General features: G+C 55.1%; 25 protein-coding genes and 1 pseudogene. 14 read left to right on the top strand and 12 right to left on the bottom strand.

From position 1 onward, the window contains the following. Positions 1-378 precede the first annotated feature (378 nt). Positions 379-501, top strand: a complete 123-nt coding sequence (locus tag ACI3K0_RS30055; RefSeq protein ID WP_404946921.1) for a hypothetical protein — start codon at positions 379-381, stop codon at positions 499-501. 280 nt (positions 502-781) lie between these two features. Here ACI3K0_RS30055 and ACI3K0_RS30050 read toward each other — a convergent pair whose 3' ends face one another. Together ACI3K0_RS30050 and ACI3K0_RS30045 are read right to left on the bottom strand one after the other, a co-directional pair. Beyond that, the gene (locus tag ACI3K0_RS30050) at positions 782-1,855 is read right to left on the bottom strand and encodes a histidine kinase dimerization/phosphoacceptor domain -containing protein (RefSeq protein WP_148148722.1); all 1,074 of its coding nucleotides are present in this window, start codon (positions 1,853-1,855) and stop codon (positions 782-784) included. A 74-nt stretch (positions 1,856-1,929) separates the two neighbouring features. Further along, complete coding sequence (locus ACI3K0_RS30045; RefSeq protein ID WP_148148721.1) at positions 1,930-2,289, bottom strand: response regulator; 360 nt, start codon at positions 2,287-2,289, stop codon at positions 1,930-1,932. A 150-nt stretch (positions 2,290-2,439) separates the two neighbouring features. Here ACI3K0_RS30045 and ACI3K0_RS30040 point away from each other — a divergent pair. The 5 genes and pseudogenes from ACI3K0_RS30040 to ligD (ACI3K0_RS30020) form a co-directional block, all read left to right on the top strand. After that, positions 2,440-2,717: pseudogene (locus ACI3K0_RS30040) on the top strand (PepSY domain-containing protein); the annotation flags it as partial. Continuing rightward, the gene (locus tag ACI3K0_RS30035; protein WP_206829575.1) at positions 2,681-3,256 is read left to right on the top strand and encodes a hypothetical protein; all 576 of its coding nucleotides are present in this window, start codon (positions 2,681-2,683) and stop codon (positions 3,254-3,256) included. The pseudogene ACI3K0_RS30040 and the gene ACI3K0_RS30035, both read left to right, overlap by 37 nt. A gap of 898 nt (positions 3,257-4,154) precedes the next feature. Further along, positions 4,155-5,042 carry a Ku protein gene (locus ACI3K0_RS30030; RefSeq protein ID WP_206829570.1) on the top strand — a complete coding sequence of 296 codons (888 nt, stop codon included), beginning with the start codon at positions 4,155-4,157 and terminating at the stop codon, positions 5,040-5,042. A 2-nt stretch (positions 5,043-5,044) separates the two neighbouring features. Continuing rightward, positions 5,045-5,866 carry a Ku protein gene (locus tag ACI3K0_RS30025; protein WP_148148718.1) on the top strand — a complete coding sequence of 274 codons (822 nt, stop codon included), beginning with the start codon at positions 5,045-5,047 and terminating at the stop codon, positions 5,864-5,866. A 462-nt stretch (positions 5,867-6,328) separates the two neighbouring features. Next, positions 6,329-7,309 (top strand): non-homologous end-joining DNA ligase, encoded by a 981-nt coding sequence (ligD, locus tag ACI3K0_RS30020; protein WP_404946920.1) that lies wholly within the window; start codon positions 6,329-6,331, stop codon positions 7,307-7,309. Positions 7,310-7,334: 25 nt separating this feature from the next. Here the strand turns inward: ligD (ACI3K0_RS30020) and ACI3K0_RS30015 are convergent, their stop codons facing one another. The 3 genes from ACI3K0_RS30015 to ligD (ACI3K0_RS30005) all read right to left on the bottom strand — a co-directional run bounded on the left by ACI3K0_RS30015 (position 7,335) and on the right by ligD (ACI3K0_RS30005) (position 11,279). Then, positions 7,335-7,985, bottom strand: coding sequence for a hypothetical protein (locus tag ACI3K0_RS30015; protein ID WP_206829572.1), 651 nt, complete (start codon positions 7,983-7,985; stop codon positions 7,335-7,337). Positions 7,986-8,269: 284 nt separating this feature from the next. Continuing rightward, the gene (locus ACI3K0_RS30010; protein ID WP_206829573.1) at positions 8,270-8,509 is read right to left on the bottom strand and encodes a hypothetical protein; all 240 of its coding nucleotides are present in this window, start codon (positions 8,507-8,509) and stop codon (positions 8,270-8,272) included. A gap of 97 nt (positions 8,510-8,606) precedes the next feature. Next, a complete protein-coding gene (ligD, locus tag ACI3K0_RS30005) occupies positions 8,607-11,279 on the bottom strand; it encodes a DNA ligase D (protein ID WP_404946919.1) in 2,673 nt (890 codons plus the stop codon). 147 nt (positions 11,280-11,426) lie between these two features. On the opposite strand from ligD (ACI3K0_RS30005), the gene ACI3K0_RS30000 reads away from it, so the two are divergent. Continuing rightward, entirely contained in the window at positions 11,427-11,636 is a 210-nt protein-coding gene (locus tag ACI3K0_RS30000; RefSeq protein WP_404946918.1) for a cold-shock protein, read from the top strand. A gap of 106 nt (positions 11,637-11,742) precedes the next feature. On the opposite strand, the gene ACI3K0_RS29995 is transcribed toward ACI3K0_RS30000, so the two are convergent. Next, complete coding sequence (locus ACI3K0_RS29995; RefSeq protein WP_404946917.1) at positions 11,743-11,979, bottom strand: hypothetical protein; 237 nt, start codon at positions 11,977-11,979, stop codon at positions 11,743-11,745. 96 nt (positions 11,980-12,075) lie between these two features. Here ACI3K0_RS29995 and ACI3K0_RS29990 point away from each other — a divergent pair, with 96 nt between their 5' ends. Both ACI3K0_RS29990 and ACI3K0_RS29985 read left to right on the top strand, forming a co-directional pair. Next, positions 12,076-12,312 (top strand): hypothetical protein, encoded by a 237-nt coding sequence (locus tag ACI3K0_RS29990; RefSeq protein WP_404946923.1) that lies wholly within the window; start codon positions 12,076-12,078, stop codon positions 12,310-12,312. 1 nt (position 12,313) lies between these two features. Then, a complete protein-coding gene (locus tag ACI3K0_RS29985; protein ID WP_404946916.1) occupies positions 12,314-12,529 on the top strand; it encodes a hypothetical protein in 216 nt (71 codons plus the stop codon). Positions 12,530-12,632: 103 nt separating this feature from the next. On the opposite strand, the gene ACI3K0_RS29980 is transcribed toward ACI3K0_RS29985, so the two are convergent. Beyond that, positions 12,633-12,758: a hypothetical protein gene (locus ACI3K0_RS29980; protein WP_404946922.1), complete on the bottom strand. Its 126-nt coding sequence runs from the start codon at positions 12,756-12,758 to the stop codon at positions 12,633-12,635. Between the two features lie 537 nt (positions 12,759-13,295). On the opposite strand from ACI3K0_RS29980, the gene ACI3K0_RS29975 reads away from it, so the two are divergent. Next, positions 13,296-13,514 carry a hypothetical protein gene (locus ACI3K0_RS29975; RefSeq protein ID WP_148148710.1) on the top strand — a complete coding sequence of 73 codons (219 nt, stop codon included), beginning with the start codon at positions 13,296-13,298 and terminating at the stop codon, positions 13,512-13,514. Between the two features lie 41 nt (positions 13,515-13,555). Here the strand turns inward: ACI3K0_RS29975 and ACI3K0_RS29970 are convergent, their stop codons facing one another. The 3 genes from ACI3K0_RS29970 to ACI3K0_RS29960 form a co-directional block, all read right to left on the bottom strand. Next, on the bottom strand, positions 13,556-13,723 hold the full coding sequence (locus ACI3K0_RS29970; RefSeq protein WP_183688182.1) for a hypothetical protein: 168 nt from the start codon (positions 13,721-13,723) through the stop codon (positions 13,556-13,558). A 105-nt stretch (positions 13,724-13,828) separates the two neighbouring features. After that, positions 13,829-14,323 (bottom strand): DUF429 domain-containing protein, encoded by a 495-nt coding sequence (locus tag ACI3K0_RS29965; RefSeq protein WP_404946915.1) that lies wholly within the window; start codon positions 14,321-14,323, stop codon positions 13,829-13,831. Positions 14,324-14,656: 333 nt separating this feature from the next. After that, on the bottom strand, positions 14,657-15,046 hold the full coding sequence (locus ACI3K0_RS29960) for a response regulator (RefSeq protein ID WP_206827490.1): 390 nt from the start codon (positions 15,044-15,046) through the stop codon (positions 14,657-14,659). A 198-nt stretch (positions 15,047-15,244) separates the two neighbouring features. Here ACI3K0_RS29960 and ACI3K0_RS29955 point away from each other — a divergent pair, with 198 nt between their 5' ends. From ACI3K0_RS29955 to ACI3K0_RS29940, 4 genes are read left to right on the top strand one after another with little or no spacing between them, the layout of a single operon-like run. Further along, positions 15,245-15,685 (top strand): pyridoxamine 5'-phosphate oxidase family protein, encoded by a 441-nt coding sequence (locus ACI3K0_RS29955; protein ID WP_148148707.1) that lies wholly within the window; start codon positions 15,245-15,247, stop codon positions 15,683-15,685. Positions 15,686-15,725: 40 nt separating this feature from the next. After that, entirely contained in the window at positions 15,726-15,992 is a 267-nt protein-coding gene (locus ACI3K0_RS29950) for a hypothetical protein (protein WP_404946914.1), read from the top strand. A 16-nt stretch (positions 15,993-16,008) separates the two neighbouring features. After that, complete coding sequence (xth, locus tag ACI3K0_RS29945) at positions 16,009-16,785, top strand: exodeoxyribonuclease III (RefSeq protein ID WP_206827514.1); 777 nt, start codon at positions 16,009-16,011, stop codon at positions 16,783-16,785. A 6-nt stretch (positions 16,786-16,791) separates the two neighbouring features. Continuing rightward, the gene (locus ACI3K0_RS29940) at positions 16,792-17,343 is read left to right on the top strand and encodes a GXWXG domain-containing protein (protein WP_286194947.1); all 552 of its coding nucleotides are present in this window, start codon (positions 16,792-16,794) and stop codon (positions 17,341-17,343) included. On the opposite strand, the gene ACI3K0_RS29935 is transcribed toward ACI3K0_RS29940, so the two are convergent. Then, positions 17,327-17,539 (bottom strand): DUF2945 domain-containing protein, encoded by a 213-nt coding sequence (locus tag ACI3K0_RS29935; protein ID WP_148148705.1) that lies wholly within the window; start codon positions 17,537-17,539, stop codon positions 17,327-17,329. The two genes, ACI3K0_RS29940 and ACI3K0_RS29935, sit on opposite strands and share 17 nt — an antisense overlap. A 412-nt stretch (positions 17,540-17,951) precedes the next feature. Then, the gene (locus ACI3K0_RS29930) at positions 17,952-18,263 is read right to left on the bottom strand and encodes a hypothetical protein (protein WP_206827487.1); all 312 of its coding nucleotides are present in this window, start codon (positions 18,261-18,263) and stop codon (positions 17,952-17,954) included. Positions 18,264-19,278: the final 1,015 nt, after the last annotated feature.

Here is a 19,278-nt window from a genome sequence, read left to right as displayed (position 1 = left end):
GAAACTTTATCAGCTGTGGAACCCATAATGGGATCTCCTGTATCGAGCGGGGACGCACGGTCTTCCAAGTCGCTATCCGGTCATCTGCCGGGGAAGTCCATTACCAGACCGTTTAACGATCCGCTTGGTGAGTGAACACTCGGGGAGCCACATCGTTCCCAATTCAGCTGGCTACATCTCCAACGGCCGACGTTTAGAGATCCGCGCCCATTAATCTGTTGCCCGCCTCCCAGGATCTCGGTGGGAGCCCCCACCTGCACCACTGTCGCGGCACCTCCCCCATCATGCCTCCAATGAATTTGAACACCGGCCTGTGCGATTGCAAGGTTCCGTTAACCATATTCCGAGATGCTAAAGCTTCAACGGGAGAAGCGCGAGATGGCATACGATTGGACAGGCGAGACAAAAAAGTCAGAGTTCGCAGAGCATCTCATTATCGCTCTTGTCGTCTTCGCTGCCGGCACTCTGACACTCGCATTCGTGCTTACAATCCTGGCTTGAAGCTTACCTGTTAGGTTCAGAACAAGATTAGTGCAGGATCGTACGCTAGCCGAAATTGCGCATGTTTTCGGTAGTTTGCAGCCTGCACCAAACGTGATGTTCTAGGTAGAAATACATCAGGAGCCTTCATTTTGGTAGGAATATCGATCTCGATCATCGTTTTCTCAACTAAAGGTACGATTTCGCACTAATCTTGTTCTGCCCCCGCGGAGCCGTGATCAAGTGGCCTTGCCTGCCGACAGGGATGTCACCGATGGCCGCAGTAGCACCGCCGACGTTGTCAGTGGTCAGTGGCATTCGCACGCTTGAAGATGATCGTCACAGCCATCCCGCTGCCAGGCTCCGACTGCACGTCGATCTCCGCCTTGGCATTGTGACGTACAGACTGCACGATCATGGCGCTGAGCTTGCCGCGCCGTGGCCAATCTGCCTTCTCCGAGAGCCCCACACCGTCGTCTGCGACGAGCACTTTGCAGCCATCGTCATCGACAGTGCAGCGGACTTTGATCTCACCGCCGTCGCGTCCAACAAAGGCGTACTTGAGAGCATTGGTCATCAACTCATTGATGACGAGGCCAACTGGCATTGCGACGTTAATAGACACCGGCCAGGTGTCGACTTTCATATCGAGACGTATGCCTTCAATCGCATGGGCGGCCATTACCGAAGAAGCGATCTGGCTGACATATGTGCCGAGATCGACGGTCTCCGTATCCTCGCCCGCGTAGATCGATCGATAAAGGATGGACAGGGCTTCGATGCGACCAGCAAGGCGGTTGAAACGCTCACTCTCCCCCGGTTGCTGGGCGTTGCGCGCTTCCATGCGGATCAACGCCGTGATCATCTGCAGATTGTTTTTGACCCGATGCTGAAGCTCTTTCAGCAAAATGTCTTTTTCAGCAAGTGCCTCAGACAAAGCGGCGGCATCATTGGTGCCGGTTCGGGCGGACATTGCTAGGAGCCGGAACAATGGCTTACCGTCGTCGTCGACGATCGTGTTCGACCATGCATCGACAACGAAATTGTCATCGTGGATTGTGATTGTGAATGGTCCGAGATACTCCTCGCTCTGCAGCAAGGCATCAGAAAGCTTCGGCCCGCCGTCGAGAGAAGGCGCGGTGGGTAAAACGGACCATGCCTTGCCTTGCAGGTGCTCCCCTGAAAGCCCGGTCAAGCGCTCGAACTCGATGTTGCCATATACAAGATGCTCGTCATCGCCGAGCTCGGCGACCGCGACCGCGAACGGCACGTGGTCAAGAAACTGCCGAAATCGATCGTCGTCCAACGCCTCCGCCAGTTGCGGAAGATCGGATACAGTGGCCGGAGTGGGATGGGGCTCTTCACGATTGGACATATGCTTCAACAGTTATGGCAGATAGCCGTCTTTACCATGGCAAACAGACCATCCGCTAGAAAATTTCCGACAAATCAAGCCGTCAACCGTGTGAGGGCATCGATGACAGGCTGGTGGGCATAAGGCTTGGGAAAGAACACGGAGCGCTCTGGCAGGTCGACCACTTCGATCTTCCGGTTCCCCGAAGTGATGACAATCTCGATTGGCGGCCACCGGTCTCTGACGATCCATGCCAGCTTCAACCCGTCCAGACCTCCCGGCATGTCGATGTCGGTGAAGATTGCGCGTATGGAAGAATGCGTCTCTAGCAGCCGTAACGCTTCATCAGTGTTGCCAGCCTCGAGAACGCAGAAGCCGGCCGCCTGCAGATCATCGGCCACTGTCATCCGGATCAAAGGCTCATCTTCGACGACAAGTACTGTCGGCTGCGGCATTCTGACACCATTCTAAGACGTTGTGCCTGAAACTCTGTCGTCTTGAAGTTGTTCCCCTTCGACATGAGAGCCCCTGCCGGAACCATAAACGTATCCATGAGCTTATCGGATCGGGCTCAATAAGAAGATCCGAGCTAGAGAGGAAACATCATGAAAAACGTCATCATCGCCGCCGCCTTCGTCGCGGCGTCGAGTGTTTCGGCACTCGCGCAGCAGGCCGCTCCCGCCGCCAACAGCGACGGCGATACTCCGGCTGTTGCGACGTCAGATACGACAAACCCGACCGCTCCCGTCGAGGGCGCCAATAGTTTTACTGAGGGCCAGGCGAAACAACGGATCCAAAAGGCCGGCTGCGCCGACGTGGAGGACCTCAACAAGGACGACAAGGCGTCTGGAATGCTACCGGCATGAAAGCCGGAACGATCGTGCCCTCGAATCCGCCGGCGTACGCTCCGACGATATCAGCATCGTGTCAAGCAACGCTGACAAGCGTCATGGCGAATCCAACGCTGCTGGTGCTGGCACTGGAGCCGGGATTGGTGCGGTGGTCGGCGGTGCAGGCGGACTCCTGACCGGACTTGGTCTGATGGCCATCCCAGGCGTCGGACCTGTTGTCGCGGCCGGCTGGCTCGTAGCAGCTGCCGCAGGCGCTGCTGCGGGTGCCGTGGCCGGCGGTGCTGCCGGCGGGATCATCGGTGGTCTAACAAGCTCCGGCGTCTCAGAACGTGATGCTCACGTTTACGCCGAAGGTGTCCGCCGTGGCGGCACGCTCGTCACCGCCAAAGTCGACGAACCGTTGGCCCCGGAAGCAGAGGCTATCCTAAAGCGTTCCAACTGGGTCGATCCGACCGAGCGGCGCGCTGCCTACGAGCAGCAGGGGTGGACGGGCTTCGACGATACGTTAGATCCGTATGATGCCGATCAAGTCGAGCAGGAACGCCAGCGCTATCGCCGCGCTGGGATTTGACATCATAACGAAGGGCGCTACAACGGCGCCCTTCGCACGTTGTGGCCCACAGTATGGGCAGTTTAGATAGCCCAGCGTTTCGTAGACCCCGCCGATGCCTGTCTAACTCAACGGGCGAAAACATTTCGCTTCCGACCTGCTTGTGCCCGGCGCTGTAGATCCTCCAGCTTATACGCTCGCGTTTCATGAGGTTGAAGAAACGTAAGGCCACGGCATCGCCGTGGCACTCTACCGTTTGGCGCGTCTATAAACCCGCGCCACGCAGATTGCCGATGGTGTCGCGGCTGACTTCCTTGCCAAAAATCTTCGACAGTTCGCCCCGGGTCATCGGTTGAGAATATCCCACCGCCAACAGCACCATTGCCTCGAACTAAGACAAACCGAGCCACCTCTCTCGTCGCCCTACGAACGACTCGGGTGTGGCTTTCTAATCTTCCTGTCCCCTATTCCCGCTTGCATGGTTCTAATATTCTCCGTGCCGTCGGCCGTCTCCACATCCCATGTGCGGATCAACCGGGAGGCCTTAAAGACCGTTCGCGATGAGCTGGGTTCGTTGTTTGTCTGGACGCCGATTTGTGCGGCGGCGACCGAACTTATCTGCGCCCTACCGCGTTATCCGAGCATGTATGATAAGCATCATAATTCAGCCGAGCAACTTAAGTTACGCAAAGCGAAAAAGCGTCTGGCTAGACTTGAAACCATCGAACACCTGTTGGAATTCGACCTCGATTCCCACCAGTCATATGCCGACGCAGTTGCTAAAGAGAGGCAACTGCTAAACCAAATGACGAGTTCTTCGAACGGCTAATCAGATTCCAGTTTGGAGACCTTCGAGGCTATGCAAAGGAACCATGGCGTTCAACTTAAGTTGTTTGACCAACAGATGAAGGGAAACAGTATGATTGCGCACAGGGCTCAATGGAAAGGTCATCTGAAAGTTGGAGAGCTTTCATGTGCCGTTGGCCTTTATACGGCCGCGTCGACATCCGAGAGGATCAGTTTCCATATGATCAACGAAAAAACCGGCAACCGCCTGAAGCGCGAGTTCATCGATAGCGAGACCGAAGAGGTCGTAGAGCGAGACCAGCAAGTCAAGGGCTTCGAGACTGGGAGCGGCGATTACATCATGATCGATCCAGAGGAAGTCGCGGCGGTCGTACCAGATTCTGACAAGATGCTTAATGCTGAGGCATTCATACCTTGCAGCAAAATAGACGACGCATATTTCGACAAGCCCTACTATCTGGTGCCAGCTGATGATGAGGCGAACGGTGCCTTTACCGCAATCAGAGATGCGCTCGCAAACACAGATGCTACCGCCGTAGCTCGCACGGTACTGTTCCGACGGATACGGACAGTTCTTATCCGTCCACATGGCAAAGGTCTAATCGCGACGACACTCAATTTCGACTACGAGGTCAGGTCGTCCAAAGAAGCCTTCAAAGACGTGAAGAAGGTGAAGGTAGAAGGAGAGATGCTTGATCTCGCCAAGCACATCATCGACAAGAAAAAGGGCGAGTTCGATCCAGCCAAGACGGACGATCGATATGAGGCCGCGCTTGCTGCACTGGTGAAAGCAAAAGCAGAGGGCAGGTCCCTTCCGAAGCCAAAGCCGATCAAGGTGTCGAAACCAAACGATCTGCTCAAGGCTCTCCGAGAGAGCGCTGGCACAGGCAGCGGAAGCTCTAAAAAGCCGAAGGCAGCCAACGCTAACGCCGGGAAAAAGATGACAACACGAGCGAAGTCTAAAACTACTTCGAAGGCTGAACAAAAGAAAGCGAGCTGACCATGGCACCTCGTCGTCCGTATTGGAGAGGGTATCTCAAGCTCTCGCTTGTCACCTGCCCTGTCGCCATGACACCGGCAACGTCTGGATCCGAAAAAGTCCGCTTTCATACGCTTAATGAGAAGACCGGAAATCGGGTTGTCTCTCAATACATCGACAGCGTGACAGGTAAGGCCGTTAGCGATGAGAACCAGGCAAAGGGCTACGAGAGAGGCGAAGACGATTACATTATTCTGACGGACGAAGACCTTGAATCAGTTGAGCTGGATACGGTCCGCACCATCGATATTGAAAAGTTCGTCCCTAGAGACCGTATCGGGTGGATCTACCTTGAAACGCCATTTTATCTCATTGCTAGCGACAAGATCGGTGACGAAGCCTTTGCTGTGATCCGCGAAGCGATGAAAGCTCAAGATGTCGTCGGCGTGTCGCGGGTCGTCTTGGGGCGCCGCGAACGAGCCGTGATCTTGGAGCCGCGCGGCGACGGTATTGTAGTCTGGACACTGCGGTTCGGTGACGAAGTGCGGCCCGAGTCCGAGTATTTCGCGGTGATCGAAAAGAATTCGGACACAAACAGCGTCACTGCCCTTGAAAACGTCATAAAAAAGCGGCTGACGGACTGGTCCCCGGCGATGGTGTCCGACCCCATCCAAGATGCGTTGCTGAAGCTCATCGCTAGTAAGAAAAAGGCTAAAAAGCCGGGAAAAACGGCTTCTTCAAAATCGAACAAGGGCAAGAGTGGCAAGCCGAGCAACGTGGTGAATATCATGGATGCACTGAAGAAATCAGTGACGAAGGAACTGAAGTCTCGCAAGGCCGGATAATCATTGCCCAGGACGCTGAGCGATCTACATTGAACGGACGCCCCCTGCTCGCGCTGTTGTTCTCCAAAGCCCGGTTCCTAATAGCAACCGCCTCAAGGCACTTGTTGAGCAATGTCTGACCGACGAGGTTTCGCTGATCGCGATCAGCGGCCGAAACGCATTCTCGCTTGAAGCGGAAGTGGACTGGATGATCATCGGTGATGGGTCCGCGCCGGCCCGCCTCCTATGCGCCTCCGCCCATCACAACGAAGAAGATCATGATGGACTAAGCGACGCGATTTGCCTCTGGCGGAAACGGGCTCGTTGACCGCGTTTACGTGTTTCGTCAGGCGTTCCTCAGAAGAAGAGCACCGTCTTAGGCCAGCGTCAAGCCCAAACACCTTTCGCGGAACGAATAGGCTGGTTATTGATTGAGTCGCCGAAGTAGGGGACCGACGAATGGTCCTCCCCGTGGGGTCAATAATGCGTAGTCGATCCAAACCTCTGCTGCACGGCGATCAAGTTGCTAAGTCGCGGCCGAGAAAGCCACGCAACCCAGCCCAACCTCACCTACCGTTTGACAAGATGCCACAGCGGGTTGAACCCGCCCTGGCACTCCTGAAACCAAAAGCTCCGACAGGTCCCGACTGGGCGTTCGAAATGAAATTTGACGGGTATCGGTTGGCTATTCATATCGAGCCGAAATGTATCCGCATCCTTACGCGCGGCGGGCATGATTGGGCTGCACGCTTCCCGGCAATTGCGGAAGCAGCAGAAAAGCTGGGTGTCGGCTCAGCAATTCTGGACGGCGAAGCTGTTGTCGTAGATGAAGATGGCCGATCCGATTTCGGCGCCTTGCAGCGTTCACTCGGCGGACGAGGAGGAAAGCGGATTTCAAAGGAAGCCGTTTTCTATGCCTTTGATCTCCCCTACTTTGACGGGCACCTCCTCACCAATACCGACTTATCCGTTCGCCGCCATCTCCTTGCCGACCTCCTTGACGGCGCGAACGGTGCGATCCATCTTTCGGAGGAACTTGACGGGGATGGCGCTGAACTGCTTGAAGCCGCATGCTCGATGGGTCTCGAAGGAATCATCGCGATCAAGTGCGTCCAGAGCGAGAGTTTCGTAGTAATTGGATATGAGCACTCCGCCGTCGCTCGGGGTGGGATCGGTAGCTTGTTACTGGCAGCACGGTGGGGCGACAGTTGGGCGTCGGTCGGTTCAGTTGGCACCGGCTTTAAGGAGAAGGACGCTCTGTACCTGAGGACAACACTCGACAAGCTAACGACGAACAAGCCCGCTATCCCGATGAAGGGAAAGAACCTTGTGTTCGCGCAGCCAACTCTCATCGCAGAAATCCATTTCCGAGGTTGGACGGATGACGGCAATCTGCGTCACGCCTCCTTCAAGGGTTTGCGCGAAGTACAGGATAATTCCGAGATCTTCGAGATGCCGAGTTAGCTAGTCCGCCAGCCGGCCGTACTTCTCACGACGTCTTCGGGAACAGCGGCGTTACATTTGTGGTTCCTGTGGCAGTGGTCAGCGGCGCCGTTCCTGCATTGCCCCGGTCCAAAGCATGCAAAATTTTGGCCAACCCATCAGCCTGGTGATAGTAGTCGGGTTTGTCCGGCAGCGTCAGATCGAACTGATTGCAGACCCTGGCAATCAAATCCATCGCCCGCGCAGCAAGCCGCGCATAGCCTTCCACGCGGCGCTCAAAGAATCCATCATGGTCCTTGCGGCCAAGATCCAGACTTTCAAGGGCGTTCTCCTGATTTGTGACCCGATTTGAGAACCACATGATCTCCTCGCCGAGGTCATCGCCGAGCGACTGCCAATCAACGTCCTTAGGAAGGTTCAGAACAGGCTCGGGCAGATGAAACGCGAACTCAACCTGATCCGCCGGGTTGAATTCGGGTTTGTCGTGGACGGCCGCGTAACAGGCGCCAACATAATCGTCGAGCGCCAAGACAGTCAGCATCGCGAGGTTGCGAGCATTTCTGTTCTTCTGTCCGATGCGGAAGAGAGCTGGCATTTTCGCTATGGAGCCACTTGCAGCTCCAAGGGCAAAACTACCGCCGCCGATAAGCGCCCCCAATGTCACGAAGCCTTGCGTTGTAGTGAAGAAATCAGTCACCTAAAACCTCGTTTTCTTTAGCGATTAGGGCATCGACTCAAAGATCAGCGACCAGAGTCATTTATCCAGTGACAGTGTGCGCCGAAGACGATGGAAAGCAACGGTCACGGCTCTCAACAAGCGAAATCCACAGATCGCTGGACTTTGTTGTCACCTAGATGAGGCTTCGAAGGCGAGCGTTCAAGACATGTCCTTGCTCACCGAGTGAAAGAGAGCTGGGGCATCGCAACAATAGCGATGTCGGCGCGTTGTGACGTCAGCAAATCAGGAGATTGGTTCGACGATCAAGTTTGCTGCGTCACCGCACTGATGCGACTATGGACAGCAAGCTGATAGATATGCTCCAGGAGAGCGCGGTCCTGGACCCGATCGTCAGCCAATGCCAGCAAGGACGCCCGGCAAATGCGTTTTTCTGAAGCGTGCTGGCAGTTGTACGTCACATACTCATAGAGTGCTGATCCCGTCAGCCCTTCCGAAATCCCCGAGATCATCGTGCCATAGACCGATTTCAACTTCTTTCCCATGGAACGCCCTCCCGTGAGATGCACGATGGCAAAACGCATATGCATGCGTTTGGTTCGCAAGAACCATCCTTACTACGATTCGAAGGCCGCAGCACGGTCAGGCGGCCCGCTTCATCACCTTGGCCAGTCGCTTGATTGCCTGCTCCAATGATCTCTGGCCGTCACAGTAATCCTGCCAGGCGGTGCTATCTTTCAAGAGTCCTGGCACCGTTCGGACTGTGAAGCGTTTGGGGTCGAGTCCCTTCTTCACCTGGCTCCAGTTCAGCGGCATTGAAACCGTCGCTCCCGGCCGAGCGCGAGGCGAAAGTGGAGCGACTGCCGTCGAGGTGCGGTCATTCCTGAGGTAATCAAGGAATATGCGCCCCTCGCGCTGCGCCTTCGACATCTTAATCAAATAGAGATCGGGATTATCACGCGCCATCTGCAGGCAAACATCATGCGCGAAAGCCTTTCCCTCGTCCCAACTGAGCTTCTTTCCTTTAGGCACGGCAAGCGGCGTCACCACATGGAGACCTTTGCCGCCGGTGGTCTTGCAGAAACTGACCAGGCCTAATTCTTCGAGCCGGTCACGGATTTCGCGTGCACCCTCCACCACAGTGTCGAAATCAACATCTGGACCTGGGTCGAGATCGAACACCAACCGACCAGGGACTTCCGGCTGATCGGGCTCGCAGTTCCAAGGATGAAGTTCCGCTCCACCGATCTGAGCGACGGCTGCCAATCCCTCGACGCGGTCAATCTGCAGGTAAGGCTGCTTGTCACCCCTCACCTTCACCTGTTCGATAAGATTCGATGTGCCTTGCATGGCATGCCGCTGGAAGAACTGCTCGCCGCCGAGGCCGTCGGGAGTGCGAATGATTGAACAAGGTCGACCTTTGATGTGGTTGATCAGCCAAGACCCTACTGCCTCGTAATACTGGGCGAGATTGACCTTGGTGACGGGTTCGTTATCGAGTGCATCCGGCCACAGCTCTTTGTCGGGACTGGATATCAGAACTCCCATAACGTCGACCTTTGCGCCCTTCCGAAGACGGGACGGGGATTTCTTGGCCTGCGATGGTTTGGCGGCCGCCTCCGGCTCTGGCGTCTCAACTTCATCTGGTTCAGCCGGTTTTTCAGCCTCGACCTCCTTGGCAGGCTTATCTTCCCTCAGACCTTTGAATGATGCCTGCCGTACTTGCCCGTCAGCTGTCCAGCCAGCAAACTCGATTTCTGCGACCAACTCGGGCTTCAGCCACACGATGTTGGTTGACTTTTTCGGGGCGCCGATCCCTGTAAAAGGCGATTTCGCTGCTTCCAATTTCTGAAGCTTCGGCAATATCCGATCGACCACTTTCGCGCCGAACCCGGTCCCCACCCGGCCTACATGGACGAAATGGTTGCCCCGATAGACACCAACCAGCAGAGACCGGAAAGCGCCGTTGGTCGTGGCATATGCCCCGATAACCACCTCGTGGCCCGCTCGGCATTTTGACTTCGCCCAAGTATCAGTGCGGCCCGACCGATATGGAGCGTCCGCCTTCTTCGAGACAATACCTTCAAGAGATAGGCGGCATGCCGACTTCAAAACAGCTTCCCCGCCCGTCTCGAAATGCTCGACGAAACGCAGAAGCGGATCATCAGCCGCCTCCGACAGCATTGCCGCCAACCGCTCTTTCCGATCAGCGAGAGGGTGATCGCGAAGATCCTCGTCGCCACCGTACAGAAGATCAAAGGCGAAATAGACCAGATCGTCGGTCTTCTCTTCTGAAATCGCGGCCTGAAGCGCTGCGAAATCCGGCGCCCCGTGTTCATCGAGAGCACAAATCTCGCCATCGATGATCGAATTCGGCAAGGCTGAAGCGGCCCCTGCGATTGCCGAAAATTTTGAGGTCCAGTCTAGCCCCTTGCGGGTTTTGAGCGTCGCCTTGCCCTCCTCGACCCTGGCCTGAACACGGTAACCGTCAAACTTGATCTCGTGGATCCATCCCTTGGCAGCAGGTGGACGGGCCAGCGTCTCGCAGAGCTGTGGAGCAATAAAGTCAGGCAACGCCGTTTTCGCCGGAGCCGTAGCATTCTTTGTCGGCTTTACTATAGTCTTCGTACCCGCTTTCCGCTCCTCAGCAGCCAGACCTTCGCTGCTGTCCCAGACCGCGTCAGCCTCGACAGTCGCCCCCTCTGTCATGAAGGGTTTGGGCTTTCGGCCCTTCCCGGCCGCAATAGCCTCCATGGTCCTGCCGGACGCGACGGAGGTTTCATTCTCGTCGGGCACTGCCGCACCGTCCTCTTCGACGGAATAGTCGTCGCGATGCTTGATCAACAGCCAGTTCGTTCGTTTCTCTCCTTCGCGTCCACGCATTCGGACCAGCACGAAGCTGCCGTGGAGCCGTTGACCCTCTAGCGTGAATTTGAAGTCACCTTTCGCCAGCGCTTGCTCTGGGCTTTTGTTTCCTTCGGGCTCCCAATACCCTCGGTCCCAGAGCATGACCGTTCCGCCGCCGTACTCACCTTTGGGGATCGTGCCTTCGAAGTCGCCATAGTCGAGCGGGTGGTCCTCCACTTCGACCGCTAACCTCTTATCGCCTGGATCAAGCGAAGGCCCCTTCGTGACTGCCCAGGATTTGAAGACGCCATCCATCTCGATCCGCAGATCATAGTGAAGCCGACTGGCGTCATGTTTTTGGATGACGAAGCGGCGGCGATTTGACTGCTTCACCAGTAGCTCGCCGCTGGGCTCAGAAGTCTTTTTGAAATCGCGTTTTGCGCGATATTTTGTGAGGGTATCAGCCATAGCGGTTCTCGGTGTTCGATCAAGACACGGAATGCGTGAAAACGCGCGATTGTTCCTAGAGTATTGGGACCGTCGCGAAATTTGCCCTTGTCTCCGAATGCCGGATGACTAGATTTCGCTCGTTTTCGAAACCTTCAGGGACTTCCAATGGCTACAGGTACGGTAAAATGGTTCAACATGGAAAAGGGTTATGGCTTCATTCAGCCCGATAACGGCTCGCCGGATGTCTTCGTTCACATCTCGGCCGTTCAACGTGCCGGGCTGCAGAGTCTAAACGACGGCCAGAAGGTGAGCTTCGAGCCTACCCAGGATCGTCGCTCGGGTAAGACTGCAGCGGAAGACCTTCAAGCCCTTTAGAAAAGAGTTGGCCGCACTTGGATGCGGCCAGTTCTATCACTGGTTTGGTTCGAGAAGGATAATCAGCGTAAACGCGATGAAGCTGATCATCTATGGACTGAACCCCTCAACTGCTGTGGCGAGCCTTGGAAATCACCTCGCGGCGGTCGACGAATAAATCGGCGGCGCCAGCTGCCTGCTCGGGTTGCGAGATCTTTGCATCGATTTCGTCCGGAAGCGCTAATGCCTGATCGAGGTTCATGATCCCGACTGGGACAAGGCCACCATCTGCCTCGACAGCCACTTCAACGACTTTCTTCCTGTCCATCACTTCCTCGCACGGGCTCATCTTGTCTGCGAGCAACTGACAATACCCAAGCTTGTTCCCTCTTGAAGAGTGGCGCCGTCTGGGTCACTGCGAGCTTCGTCTGGCAACGAACCGGAACGATCCTCCCCAGGGATTGTTTTACCGCCATTACGGAGGAACAAATCATGGTCACAACAGAGCCAAAAAAAAGACGGTGCAGCTGGCACGACCGATCAGTCCCCACGCTGGGAAGGACCGCAAGAAAACACTCCGCGTGGGTATCAAAAAGCAACGGATGATCCTGACCGGACAGAAGACGTGGTGGGCGAAACGAACGCTAACCCGAGAAAGACAAATCTGTCTGATGCTTTCAAAACAAAGGATGATTGATATGGCGAACCCGGAAGATGACGCAAAGGGCCAGTACGCGCCCTCTCAGGCCGATAAAAAAGCATCAGGCGTCCACAGCGCTAAGCCGACCGTTATTACTGGATCAGAGGACGCTACGGTCCACCGCGATCCACCTGGTAAAAAAGCTGGAAAAGACTGGGATGTAAATTACGATCCCTGGGAATCGAATGAGGGGAACTTTAGGGGTTCTTGTTGATGTTGTTCGGTGGTGGCCAACAAGGAATGCGTGGTCACCTTGCGCGTTTGCCGAGTGCCCCCTCAAATCGGCATTCTGAACGTAAACGCGGTGTCATCCGAACTCACGGATATATTGCCCCCGGCCCCTTGGCGATCTCGGAAACGATGAAGTGTCCAAGGCCTAGCCCTTCCATACCGTTACCAGTTGACGCACCACCGCGCCGGAATGGCATAAAGAGTTTGTCGATGTCGGTCAGAGGGATCGGTCTGCCACCGTCACTGACTCTGACTTCGAGTTGCCCCGAACCGAATGTATCTGGGCAAACGGCTAATCCGGGGCCACAGCATCGGTGAGGCTGGAGAGCGGAGTGGGATAGAGATTTTTTTCGATCTCAGCCGTCATGGCGCAGCCAATTTCCTATCTGGACAGTGCGAATTCGATCTTCCATCCCACTTTAATGTCTCGATGCGCTACGAAATAGCCACGGTGATCACGGGCACTGGCGTGTCCTGCTTTTTCGTTCCCAAACAAACTGACGTCCCCAAGCTTCGCCTTGTAGCGCATGAGCGGCTCCCCTTAAGCAATCACTCACGCGTCCATGGGGCTATAACTCCATTGATCAATGGCTGTTCCGCTAGACCAAGCCGCGCTGGTGTAGCGCGGAGCCACAATGCCGGGATGAGTTTCCACACTTGCGAGCGAAAAGTCGGGAACGCTTTCAGGCGATGCCGGTTCGATCTTTCGAGGCGTGTGCCTCGAACAAAACAAATAGGGAGTGAACATCATGGCAAATCAAGGTGGCTCGCACGAGCAGCACGTCAAGGCAGGTCAGCAGAGCCATAAGGGCTCTAGTTCCGCCAAAGGAACTCCTGCTTCCAAGGCTGCAGCGGAAGCCGATGCAGGAACCTCGAATAAGAAATCGTCAGCATCCATGGGCAAACAAGGCGGGTCTCACGAACAGCATGTGAATGCTGGCAAGCAGAGCCACAAAAGCAGCCATTGATCATCGAAGCGAGGCTCGGATTTTTCCGAGCCTTTTTCCGTTCAGCATTTATCTTCGCCATCGGCTGGGCGCTGGTCTGCATCCCTGGACAATCTCAGCAATCGAAGCCGCTCCGTCTTCAATTCTCGCGCCTCTGCTTCTTTATCGAGGATCTCATAGGCCACCCGATCCGTTTCGTCTCTTTTCGCAATTTTGTCAGCTTGCTTCATTTAAGGCTCCGATTACCGTTCCAACTGACGTAGCGCGATAGGTCCATTTTCAAATGCTTGACCGATATTAAAGATTCAAATCTGACACCTGATAGTCTTAAGCGGTCAGACACTTGGTATCCAGATTGCCGATCTGTCATCGCCGTAAGCTGTCGCCGTCCCTCCTACAACGCATGTACCTACCCAGGCGCACACAACCGCGTCCAAAGCATCCTCAAACGCCTTCAATTCGTACGCTCTGGAGCTGATGTCTGGTAACGGCAAGGCTGCGGCCACGCCTTTCACTCTGGTCTCCAGAAGCATGATAATACGCTCCCAAGTTTCGAACAGCTTCAGACGGCGGGCCATCGGAGCGTCATCGGGCCAGTATTTGCGAGATTTCGAGTGTTTGTAGGGAAGCCTGCGTGTGGCGGCTGACAATTCGATCAGGGCTGGATGGGGATACACCTCGATGAGGCCTGGCAACCTTCCTTCTGATGTAAGCAACGGGTACCCCTCCCGATCGAACCCAGCCGTCAGGTCGTCGCTCAATTTGCCAGGACGCAGCGCGCTCGGCGTGTGGGTGCCAGCGTGCCGTGAACCATATACCGATGAAACCATATTATCGGATGTCCTGCGCCCGATGATTGGCGCCGTCGACAGAGGCATATCAATCGCGACGATAGTGACCGGCTGCTGAGCTATCGCGAAAGATTTTGCCAGAAGCGCGTGGGGGTCAGGAACTGAACCGCGATAACTGACAGTCGTTGCGGAATTTTCTCACAGGAATGCCTGGTATGAGGAAGCAAGCTTGAGAAGTCGCCACCCCTCGGCATCGTTAATAACCAGAGCTACGCCGCTAGGCTCATGGAAGGTCCATGCGGCATCGATACCAAGAACTGTTGTCATTTAGCTGCGCTCGATGAGATATTCGTCCAATGCAACGCAGCGCCGCTAGATCGCCTGAGCGACAACCCCGTCCTGAGCCTGGCCGCCAAGGTGACTTTCAAGGAGCGCCAGTATCCGATCAAGACTGTAAGGCTTGGGCATCAAACTCCATCTCGGATCAACGGCATCACTGACATCACGACCAGAGGCAACGATGATTACCGTTCGAGGCGCCACGCTCGAAACCATGGCGGCCAGATCGAGCCCCGTTCGAGAACCGGGCATATCGACATCGGTTATCAGCGCATCGAAAGTCGGGTTCCGGCCAATGGCTGCTATAGCCTCCAAGACCGTGCCTGCTTGAACGACAAGATAGCCATCGTCAGTTAGGGCATCTACCAACATCAACCGGATAAGGATATCGTCTTCTGCTACAAGCACGGTACGCGAGGACATGGCAGGCTCCATCGTTGTCGATCATCCAACTCGTCCACGCCCGTTTCGATCAGCCCCAACCAAAGAGTATTTGCGAACATATTTAATAAAACCCGAATGAATAGGAAATGCGAGAGCCTACGAGCGAACCGGCGAATTGCATAGCTAGCGGAACGATTGACACGGAGGCGGGTTTTTGAACGAACCCGGGAGGAAGTCATGTCAACGAAGACCTTGAAAGAGCTTTCGAAGCAATTGCAGAAGATCGACTTCTGCATGTTGAACACCTTTCCCAATGGAGACTCACTCAGCAGCCGTCCGATGAGCAATAATGGTGATGTCGAATACGACGGCGACTCGTATTTTTTCTCTTATGCAGACACACAAAAGATTCGCCACATCGAGCACAGCTCTCACGTCGGGCTGACTTTCACAGCACCGCCCGGCTTGCTAGGCAAGCCCGGCATTTTCATAGCGGTCGACGGCAACGCCATACTGATAAACGACAAGTCCCAGTTCGAGGCTCATTGGGTGAGCGACCTCGACAGATGGTTCCCGGAAGGGATCGACACTCCCGGCATCTTGCTCATCAAAGTCTCGGCAATCGAAATCGAATACTGGGACGGCGAGGAAAACGGTCGCATATCGCTCCCGAAGTAACCGTCATACTAGGCCCTTTAGTCACGTTAGGATAAAGGCGATGAACCTAAAGCACACGCAAGTCCAGCATGAAGGCGCTGGTAATTGGATTGTAGATTTTCTTGGAGATGACGGCGAGGCCGTCTCCGTAAAGGTCCGCGAGCACAAATTGTCGAACCAAGAAGACGTGGTCGAACAGGCCAAGCGAATAATGATCGAGCTTACTGGGTTTGAGACACGAGGCGGCAAGCCAACGGTAAACCAAAACGACGCTTTGAGTAAAGGTGATCTCGATAAACAAGAGACACCACCGAAAATCACACACTGATCTCGTGGACGCCAATCTGAAGATCGCGACCTACAACGTCAACGGCATCAATGGCCGTCTGGAAATCTTGCTTCGCTGGTTGAAAGAGGACAAGCCGGACGTCGTGTGCCTGCAGGAACTGAAATCCATGTCGTTCCCAGAAAAGGAAATTGGCCGTGCCGGTTACGGTGCTGCCTGGCACGGTCAGAAATCCTGGAATGGCGTCGCTATTTTGGCCAGAGGAGCGGAGCCACTCATAACCCGGCGCGGCCTTCCTGGCGAGCTGGACGACCAGCAAAGTCGGTATATAGAGGCTGCCATTGACGGCATGTTGATAGGATGTCTCTACCTTCCGAACGGCAATCCGGCCCCTGGGCCGAAGTTCGATTACAAGCTGCGCTGGTTTGAGCGGCTTCAAAGATATGCTGCTGATATCTTGGAACTTGACGTCCCTGCCCTTCTTGTCGGGGACTTCAACGTCATGCCGACTACTCTCGACGTGTATAAGCCGGAGCGCTGGGCCGATGACGCTCTCTTCCGCCCGGAGGTCCGAAAGGCTTATGCCGACCTGATCAAGGAGGGCTGGACCGATGCGGTCCGACACTTACATCCTGAGGAGCGGATTTACACGTTCTGGAAATACTGGCGGAATAGCTTCAAGCGCGACGCAGGGCTCCGCATCGACCATTTTTTGTTATCACCGGCCGTTGAGCCTTGGTTGAGATCAGCTTCAGTGCGCAGGAGACCAAGGAGCTGGCCGCATACAAGTGACCATGCGCCCGTGATGATCGAGCTAGACGTGCCGCAAAGGTAGGGTTCAATGATGGGCACCTTCGAGCTTTCGATAACCAATGAAAAAGCTTTGGACTGGTTCAGAACGCTTGAGCCGGTCGACACGGCCGAAATGATTGGCCTTTGGAGAGGATCGGGCTGCCCATCCGGGCATCCACTGGACGGTGTTCTCGAAAACCTTGGGTGGTTTGGAAAATGCTTCCACCAGAATCTGCGGGCCGACGCCCTTCTCTTCGAAAAAGCGCCCCGCAAGCTCATCGCTATAGACCCTGCATACTTTCCGATACGGTGGACTTTCGGTTTCGCGAGTATCGGGCGAAAAGCGTTTGCGCGTAGTTTGTTCCCACATATTACGCCCCATCTCCGTGCCCGGGGGACCACAGCCTTTCTCCAATCGCGTATGGACGACGAACTTATAACCGCCGCAATGGTCTATGATCGGCAGCCGATTGTAGATGTGTTCCGCCGGTCGAAACACGGGCAGATGATCGGCAAAATGATTATCGAAGGCGATCCGCGCCACTACTTTTTTGAACTAGCGAAAGTTGAGGGCTTTAGCTCGCCTATGACGTCTTCTTGAGAGCGCTCGGCTTGTGGGCTGCCTTCGCGCCGGTCTTCGAGCTTTCCACGATCATCTGAGGATCCGTTTTCGAAGCCTTTACCTCATGACCCTTGATTTTCGTCGGGGTAGTTTGCTTTTTGACGACTTTACCTTTGGTCTCACCCTGACTGGTTTTCCAGGAGACATGGTCGCCCTTTTTCAGATCTTCAGTCATCACGTCGCTCCGTTTTGTTGTGCCGACTAAACTCAGATGCTTTCTTCCTGTTCCGAAGCCAACAAATTAGGCGGCCGATGTTCGCGGTCTTGAAAGCTCAACTGGAAATCATCATCTGAACATAGAGAGAACTACTTAGTGAGCCGTCATGACGACGTCGGGGATTAAGCAGCTTTCCAGAACTTCCATCGATACCTTGTCGGCGATCAACCGGTACCGCCATCAGCGACGTTTGAGCAGCGTTGGTTGGTCGGCGACAAGCGTATTGCCGCCTCCACCGTTGCTGGTCTTGAGAGAAACGCCTACATCCGCGAGATCGCTGTCAACGGCTCGCCCTATCTTGTCCTTACCGACGAAGGGAAGCGCCTGGTCGCAACTAGCGCGGAGTAATCAGTCAATCGTAGAGCCTTCCTCACTTGGCGGTGACGCGTAAAGCCCCAAGATCGCCGAACGCGCGGTGAAGTGCGGCAGTTTTGTTCGCGGATATGTCAGCGGACACTTCTATCTCGCCGCTAAGTTGAGCGTCGCCGCGCCCGTCTTCGTTCACTGCTGGAGCATCTCCGCCGCTGATGTCGGAGCCAGAAGAATTATCCTGTCCAACGGGCTGGACGAAAATGTCCGCTCGATCCACACCAACTTGCTGAACTAAATGCTCGACAGCAAGATCCGCTGCTTCACGCGTTTCGAAAGTGGCGATGATGGTCTTACTGCTGCTATCAGACATCGGTACCTCCTGTATCGGAAGCAAAAGCGTAAACTTCGAACTATGTTCCGGTGGATGGACATCATTGATCACGACCCCAAGATTGAGAGCCGGGCAGATACCATTTTCAAATGCAACGAAGTGAAATATAGCCATGGTCTCAGGAGGATGGAATGGCCCGCCCCCTCTTGTGCAGTTGAGTTTGGACGAACGCCGCATCATTTCGCGGATGCATGAGAAGAATATTAGTCAGGCTGAGATCACCGTACCCTTCCTCGCGACCGGTCGACGATCTGCCGGAAGCTGCGACAGAATTTCCGGCACGACTGCGAGGTTCCGATCGCGGAAGGATACTGGCACGTCACGGCGCATGGAATGGCATCTGACCGGCGGCCCGGATGTCGCAAGCTGTTGCGTGATTCAGTCAATGTGCTGTCGTTGTCGACTGCCTCAATGACGGCTGGTCGCCGGAACAGATTTCTGGTCGGCTGCGGCCTGTCAGTGGCGCAGCCGCCCGGCTGAGACATGAGACATGAGACAATCTACCAGTACGTCTGTTCCCACGAAAGCCAGTATCAGCAGCTGGGCGGGCATCTGCCTGAACGGCGCTGCAAACGCCGATCGCGATACGCGCGTAACCCTGGTCCCCTTCCTTTTGATGGATCGCGTAGCAGAACCCGACGAGCGAGACGCTTGCATGATTCCCGTGATGTCAGGGTGTCATGTCATGTGTCTGATAGCGTCGTGTTCGTACGGTACCTTTTATAGATTATTGCAACTTTGCGTGGCTTCATGATCAGGAGGCGTTATTAGCGCGCTGTTGAATTGCAGTCTTTGCTTGCCCCTCGGAACCACACGAGTGGCTATTTGTGTGCCCAGTTCCGTAATCTGTTATCTGAAAATATGGCGATGTAGCCGCAAAGTTAGAATGTCCTAATTCAGCAAAGTTAGACTGTCACACTCCCCGCGTTTGATAACGCGGAGACAAGCAGATGGGATTGATAGCGATGAGCGAGCGCGATCTGCAGCGGATCGA

It is taken from the genome of Rhizobium sp. ZW T2_16, from assembly GCF_044987325.1.
Lineage (GTDB): Bacteria > Pseudomonadota > Alphaproteobacteria > Rhizobiales > Rhizobiaceae > Neorhizobium > Neorhizobium cellulosilyticum.
The sequence above is the reverse complement of the archived record's forward strand: the minus strand, read 5'-3'. Positions and strand labels throughout refer to the sequence as shown.

Coding starts and splice junctions, on each gene's coding strand:
- ACI3K0_RS30050 (WP_148148722.1), bottom strand. CDS start 1,855: ATGTCCAATCGTGAAGAGCCCCATCCCACTCCGGCCACTGTATCCGAT.
- ACI3K0_RS29950 (WP_404946914.1), top strand. CDS start 15,726: ATGAACCTAAAGCACACGCAAGTCCAGCATGAAGGCGCTGGTAATTGG.
- ligD (WP_404946920.1), top strand. CDS start 6,329: ATGCGTAGTCGATCCAAACCTCTGCTGCACGGCGATCAAGTTGCTAAG.
- ACI3K0_RS29960 (WP_206827490.1), bottom strand. CDS start 15,046: ATGTCCTCGCGTACCGTGCTTGTAGCAGAAGACGATATCCTTATCCGG.
- ACI3K0_RS30055 (WP_404946921.1), top strand. CDS start 379: ATGGCATACGATTGGACAGGCGAGACAAAAAAGTCAGAGTTCGCAGAG.
- ACI3K0_RS30000 (WP_404946918.1), top strand. CDS start 11,427: ATGGCTACAGGTACGGTAAAATGGTTCAACATGGAAAAGGGTTATGGC.
- ACI3K0_RS29955 (WP_148148707.1), top strand. CDS start 15,245: ATGTCAACGAAGACCTTGAAAGAGCTTTCGAAGCAATTGCAGAAGATC.
- ACI3K0_RS29930 (WP_206827487.1), bottom strand. CDS start 18,263: ATGTCTGATAGCAGCAGTAAGACCATCATCGCCACTTTCGAAACGCGT.
- ACI3K0_RS30010 (WP_206829573.1), bottom strand. CDS start 8,509: ATGGGAAAGAAGTTGAAATCGGTCTATGGCACGATGATCTCGGGGATT.
- ACI3K0_RS29975 (WP_148148710.1), top strand. CDS start 13,296: ATGGCAAATCAAGGTGGCTCGCACGAGCAGCACGTCAAGGCAGGTCAG.
- ACI3K0_RS29970 (WP_183688182.1), bottom strand. CDS start 13,723: ATGAAGCAAGCTGACAAAATTGCGAAAAGAGACGAAACGGATCGGGTG.
- ACI3K0_RS30030 (WP_206829570.1), top strand. CDS start 4,155: ATGATTGCGCACAGGGCTCAATGGAAAGGTCATCTGAAAGTTGGAGAG.
- ACI3K0_RS29940 (WP_286194947.1), top strand. CDS start 16,792: ATGATGGGCACCTTCGAGCTTTCGATAACCAATGAAAAAGCTTTGGAC.
- ACI3K0_RS30025 (WP_148148718.1), top strand. CDS start 5,045: ATGGCACCTCGTCGTCCGTATTGGAGAGGGTATCTCAAGCTCTCGCTT.
- ACI3K0_RS29935 (WP_148148705.1), bottom strand. CDS start 17,539: ATGACTGAAGATCTGAAAAAGGGCGACCATGTCTCCTGGAAAACCAGT.
- ligD (WP_404946919.1), bottom strand. CDS start 11,279: ATGGCTGATACCCTCACAAAATATCGCGCAAAACGCGATTTCAAAAAG.
- ACI3K0_RS29965 (WP_404946915.1), bottom strand. CDS start 14,323: ATGGTTTCATCGGTATATGGTTCACGGCACGCTGGCACCCACACGCCG.
- ACI3K0_RS29985 (WP_404946916.1), top strand. CDS start 12,314: ATGGCGAACCCGGAAGATGACGCAAAGGGCCAGTACGCGCCCTCTCAG.
- ACI3K0_RS30045 (WP_148148721.1), bottom strand. CDS start 2,289: ATGCCGCAGCCGACAGTACTTGTCGTCGAAGATGAGCCTTTGATCCGG.